Genomic DNA, 6,320 nt, shown 5'->3' on the forward strand with positions numbered 1-6,320 from the left:
TTTATTTCGTAACATATATTGAACTGAACTATTAAATATGTTTTATTCGGAGAAACTGATGATAAAAAAATGCCAATCTGTCACTTTCCGTTCAATGGTATTTTTTTTGAGAATTGATAATCAAATTTAAAAATTAAATACAATGACAAAAGGAAATATCAATGTTTCGGTGGAGAATATCTTTCCACTAATTAAAAAATTTCTTTACAGCGACCACGAAATATTTTTAAGAGAATTAATTTCAAACGCAACCGATGCAACTTTGAAATTGAAACACTTAACCTCAATCGGAGAAGCGAAAGTAGAATACGGAAATCCGAAAATTGAAGTTAGAATTGATAAAGAAAACAAAAAACTTCATATTATAGACCAAGGTTTAGGGATGACTGCGGAAGAAGTTGAAAAATACATTAACCAGGTCGCATTTTCCGGAGCTGAGGAATTCTTAGAAAAATATAAAGATTCGGCTAAAGATTCGGGAATTATTGGACATTTTGGTTTAGGTTTCTATTCTGCATTTATGGTGGCAGAAAAAGTGGAAATTATTTCTAAATCTTTCAAAGATGAGCCAGCAGTTCATTGGATTTGCGACGGAAGTCCGGAATTTACTTTAGAAGAAACGACTGCGAAAACCGACAGAGGAACTGAAATCGTTCTTCATATTGCCGAAGATTCTACAGAATTTTTAGAAGAAAACAGAATCCGTGAATTGTTGACGAAGTACAACAAATTTATGCCGGTTCCTATTAAATTCGGAACAAAAACTGAAACTCTTCCTTTACCGGAAGGAGCTGCAGAAGATGCAGTTGCAGAAACGGTTGAGGTTGATAATATCATCAATAACCCAACTCCGGCCTGGACTAAAGCGCCGAGCGAGCTGAAAGACGAAGATTATAAAGCGTTCTATCACGAATTGTACCCGATGCAGTTTGAAGAGCCTTTGTTTAATATTCATTTAAATGTTGATTACCCTTTCAATTTAACGGGAGTTTTATTCTTTCCGAAACTGGCGAACAATTTAAATATCGAAAAAGATAAAATCCAGCTATACCAAAATCAGGTTTTTGTAACTGATGAAGTTAAAGGGATTGTTCCTGACTTCTTAATGTTGTTGAGAGGTGTTATTGATTCTCCGGATATTCCGTTGAATGTTTCGCGTTCTTACCTACAAGCTGACGGTGCGGTGAAGAAAATCTCTTCTTATATCACTAAAAAAGTAGGCGACAAAATGGCTTCATTAATTAATGAAAACCGCGAAGACTACAACAAAAAATGGAACGATATTAAAATCGTTATTGAATACGGAATGATTTCTGAAGATAAATTCTTCGAAAAATCTGACAAATTTGCATTGTACCCTACAACTGACGGACACTATTTCCTTTGGAATGAACTGGAAGAAAAAATCAAATTTAACCAGACCGACAAAGACGGAAATTTGGTGATTCTTTATGCAACAAATGCAGATGAACAACATTCTTATATTCAGTCTGCAAAAGATAAAGGATACGAAGTTATTCTTCTAGATTCTCCGATTGTTCCTCATTTAATTCAAAAATTAGAAACTTCAAAAGAGAAAATTTCTTTTGCAAGAGTTGATGCCGATCACATCAATAATTTGATTAAAAAAGACGAACCAGCGATTTCTAAATTAAATGAAACTGAAAAAGAAACGTTGAAGAAAAATGTTGAAGAGTCAATCAATGACAAGAAATTTACAGTTCAGTTAGAAGATTTAGACAGCACTGATGCTCCGTTTACAATTACTCAGCCTGAATTCATGCGTAGAATGAAAGACATGCAGGCAACCGGCGGTGGCGGAATGTTCGGAATGGGTGGTTTCCCTGAAATGTATAATCTGGTGGTGAATTCTAACAGTGAATTTGCAACTAAAATTCTGGCTAATGAAAATGTTGAGGAGAAAAGTTCTCAGATTAAATACGCTTTGGATTTGGCTAAACTTTCTCAGAATTTACTTAAAGGAAAAGAGCTGACAGACTTCATCCAGAGAAGTTACAAGCAATTGGAGAAGTAAATCCAACTAACTTATATTGAAACCCGGAACGACTAAGTCGTTCCGGGTTTTTTTATGAAAAAATTAGTCACAGAAATAGTAAATTTGGCTTTGCTTAATAAAACATGGATAAGTTCAGCTTTTTAGAAATTACTGCTTGCATCGGAATTTTCGTCATTTTATTTCTTGCCGTGTTTTTGCTGACCGTGAAAACGAAACATAAAGTAGGAAACCGGCTTTTCGCATTTTTTCTTATCGCCAATGCGATAGATGCCAGTAAATTTTTGATTCATAATATTCCTGAAAATCTCCTCAATCTCGAGGCTTTTCGTTGGAGCATCGTCTATTTGGTGCCGGCTTCGTTTTATCTCTATGCAATGTCGGTTTGCTATTCTAATTTCCGTTTAAAACCGAAACATTTACTGCACGCTATTCCATTTCTTGTTTACAATTTGTATCTAATGTCGGGGATATATTTCGGGAATACGGCAATGAAATTGGAATTTATAAAGGGTATGAATCAGATGCCTATCAACCATTTTTTTCAATTTCTTTTCGAGTTATTGTTTCAGGTGTATTTTATTGCTTCATTTCTGGTTATTAAAAAGTCCAGAACAGTTTATCTTGAAAATTATACGAATCCGAATATTTCTGTAATCAGTGCGCTTTACAAAATAACAATTGTCTATTATCTCTTACATTTTTTGGTGCTTCTAAGATGGCTGGTTACTTCTACCATTGGTTTTGGAGAGGTCAGAGCCTGGATTGTAACCCTTGATGGGTTTTCATTTTTATTTTGTACTTGCTGGTATTTGTTGACTGCATTAAACAATCCTGAATTTTTCAGAGGCGTGAATTCCCATCTGAAACCTATCACAGAAGTTGTCCCGAAGCAAAAATATTCCCCTTCAATTGATGATGAAAAAAATAAACAAATAGAATCTTTAAAAGATTTTATGATTTCAAATGAACCTTATCTGGATTCGTCTCTCACGATTCAGGATTTGGCAGAGCAGGTGAAAATACCGGTCAAAGATTTATCGGCATTGATTAATCTGTATATGAACAAACATTTTTTTGATTTCATTAATGAATATCGAATCGAAAAAGCGAAGGAAATATTGAAAGATCCTTCACAAAAAGACCTGACTATTCTGGAAATTCTTTATCAGGTTGGTTTCAATTCCAAATCTTCATTCAGTACTTCATTTAAAAAACACACGGGGAAAACGCCTACAGAATTTCGGAAAAGTTCATTTTAAGTATTGAATTTATTGAAAAATGAGTTCGACTTTTTTTAATCGGTCGCATATCTGTGCTTTCTGACGCATCTTTGCATCAAATAATACAATCAAAATCGATTATGAAAAATTTTCTGTCTGCAATTTTTATGCTTTTATCCATTGTTATTTTTAGTCAAAAAAAGGAAAGTCTAAAGATTGAATTAAAACAAAAAATCGATAATTATTTACAACAAACCATTAAGGCAAATGAAATTCCCGGTTTGGCAGTTGGCGTTGTAAAAGATGGAAAAATAATCTTTGAAGCCTATTACGGAAAAGAGAATGTTGAAGGAAATAATCCAATTAATCAAAACTCGCTTTTCAGAATCTATTCTACCTCAAAATTGATTTCTACTGTCGGTGTTTTTCAGCTCATCGAAAAAGGTCAGTTATCATTAGATGATAAAATTTCAAAATATCTTGAAAATCTTCCGGAAGAATGGCAGGAAGTGAAAATTAAAAATCTTCTGTCGCATTCATCGGGAATTCCGAATATTATTCGATATAAAGATATTGCGGTAACGGCGACTGATCAAGAGAAAATAGAAAGATTGTCTAAGGAAAAAATGGAGTTTGAAACAGGAAATCAATTCAGTTATAACCAAACAAATTATTGGCTGTTGACGATGATTATTGAAAAAATAACGGGAGAAACATTTGAAGATTATATTTTTAAGAATCAATTTCCAAATTCAAAAGATAAAATATTATTTTCATCAAACTCGTCAGAAAATATTCCGAATAGGGTTGTGAAAAATTTCTACAACACAAAAACAAAACGCTACGAGAAAACATCTGAAAATGATGGATTAAGAGCACATTCCGGAAATGGAGTCAACATTACCTTACCAACTTTTTTGGATTGGAGTAAAAATCTTAACAATAATATTCTTCTAAATTCAGAAACCAAAAAATCAATGTGGGAACTGTTTGAATTTAAAAATAAAAAAGACCGTTTTGCTTACGGTTGGGATATTACTAAAGTTAACAATCACGATTCTTATGGCTTTTCCGGCGGAAATGTAAGTGCATACAGAAGTTTTCCGGATCACAATTTGTCTGTCATCGTTTTGTCCAATGGCTACAGATATGCTCCAATTCAGGATCAAATTATCAATCATATTGCAGGTTTGATTGATAAGAATCTTATTGACGACTATTTGCTTTCAGAGGAATCAATCATTTCTGAATTTCTGAAAGTTGAAAATCAAAATGTGGAACAAAACTATCAAGCGTTAAAAAAAACGAATCCGGAATGGAATTTTGAAAAAACACTGAATTCCATTGGTTATATTTTAATTGGAAATGACAGGCTGAATGACGCTACAAAAGTTTTCGAACTCAATGTGAAAGAAAATCCAAACTCGGGAGATGCTTTTGATAGCTTGGGCGAAGGTTATTTCATCGCGGGGAAATATGACATCTCCAAGAAACATTATTTAAAATCTTTGGAATTAAATCCGAAAAATGAAAATGCTCGAAAAATGCTTTCAAAAATTGAACAACTTTTGTCCACGAAAAATTAAATCAATCCAAAAAATCACTAATGAATAATACAATTGTAACCTTTCTTTTTCTTTTTTCAATCCATATATTTTTTCAAGAAAATGAGAAAAATAGTCAATTCGTTAAACAACAAAAATCAGAAATCAAAGCTAATAAAACGAATAAAATATTAATCAGTCAAATTGATTCCTTAATGGCAAAATCTTATGAAAGAGGTTTGTTCAATGGAAATGTACTTATCGCTAAAAATGAAGAAATAATCTATCAAAAATCATTTGGTTTTACCGATGAAACGAGACTAACTGCTTTAAATAATCAATCAATATTTAACATTGGCTCTATTGCAAAGGAGTTTAATGCTGTTTCAATAATGATTTTAGCGGAACGTAGTCTTCTCAATCTTGATGACCCGATTTCCAAATTTAATTTGGGTTTACCAAAATGGGCGGAGAAAGTGAAAATACGTCATCTGATTAATTATGCAAGTGGTATTCCTCCAATAGAGTCGGGTCTAAATCCGGTAAGTGATGCAGATGCGTGGAGGATTTTGAGAAGCAGTGATAATTTACTATTTGAACCTGGAACAAGTTACAAATACGATAACGGCAATGTGTTTTTGCAAAGAAGAATTATTGAAAAAGTAACAGGAATGTCATTCCAGCAATTTGTCATTAAAAACATTGTTAAACCTTTGAAAATGACAAATTCAGTTTTTGACCCAAAATTTGGTTATAAAAATAGAACGTCCTGTTATGATTTTGACAACGTAAGATGTCCAGAAATAAATTTCATTAGTGGATGGCTTTGGGTAGACATCAATGATTTCTATAAATGGATTGAGGCTATGAACTCTAATCGTTTAATATCCAAAAAATCCTTTCAGACTTTGTTGAATAATCCCTACGCAAAAGATGAAGGCGGTTCACTCGGCAGATACTTTGAGAAAGAAGAACTACAAAGACACAACGGCGTATCATATAAATTTGAATCCATCTTTTTAAACGATTTTAAAAATAATATTACGATAATTCTAGTGTCCAATAATCTAAATAGAGTTTGGGATTTGGGATATACTATTCACAATCTGATGTTAGGAAAAGAGTACAAAATTCCTAAAAAATCTGTTTATCTGGCGATAAGACAGGAATCTCTTTACAACATAAATAAAGCTATTGAAAGGTACTATTTACTCAAAAAAAATTCTGAAAAAGAATACAGTTTTAAAAACTCAAACGAACTGAATAAATTAGGATATGAACTCTTAAGACTTGGAAAAAACAATGAGTCAATAGAAATATTTAAACTGGCTACAAAAGAATTCCCTAAAGATGCCAATCTCTTCGATAGTTATGGAGAGGCTTTGTTACGCAATAATCAAAAAGATGAAGCGATAAAAATGTATAAAAAATCGGTTGAGCTAAATCCGAAGAATGAGAATGGTAAACAGATGCTTTTGAAAATTGAAAATGAAATGAATGAATAATATTTTTCTAAATTTTAAAAGTTTCGGGGGGGCC

General features: G+C 32.6%; 4 protein-coding genes. All 4 read left to right on the plus strand.

Annotation, left to right across the window (positions count from 1 at the left end; translation table 11 throughout):
• Window positions 1-142 precede the first annotated feature (142 nt).
• Window positions 143-2,035, plus strand: coding sequence for a molecular chaperone HtpG (htpG, locus tag OEA66_RS10120; RefSeq protein WP_267281262.1), 1,893 nt, complete (start codon window positions 143-145; stop codon window positions 2,033-2,035).
• Between the two features lie 104 nt (window positions 2,036-2,139).
• Window positions 2,140-3,276, plus strand: a complete 1,137-nt coding sequence (locus tag OEA66_RS10125) for a helix-turn-helix domain-containing protein (RefSeq protein ID WP_267281263.1) — start codon at window positions 2,140-2,142, stop codon at window positions 3,274-3,276.
• Window positions 3,277-3,377: 101 nt separating this feature from the next.
• Entirely contained in the window at window positions 3,378-4,823 is a 1,446-nt protein-coding gene (locus OEA66_RS10130) for a serine hydrolase (protein ID WP_267281264.1), read from the plus strand.
• Window positions 4,824-4,843: 20 nt separating this feature from the next.
• On the plus strand, window positions 4,844-6,286 hold the full coding sequence (locus OEA66_RS10135) for a serine hydrolase (RefSeq protein ID WP_267281265.1): 1,443 nt from the start codon (window positions 4,844-4,846) through the stop codon (window positions 6,284-6,286).
• Window positions 6,287-6,320: the final 34 nt, after the last annotated feature.

Source organism: Chryseobacterium luquanense, assembly GCF_026460945.1.
GTDB lineage: Bacteria > Bacteroidota > Bacteroidia > Flavobacteriales > Weeksellaceae > Chryseobacterium > Chryseobacterium luquanense.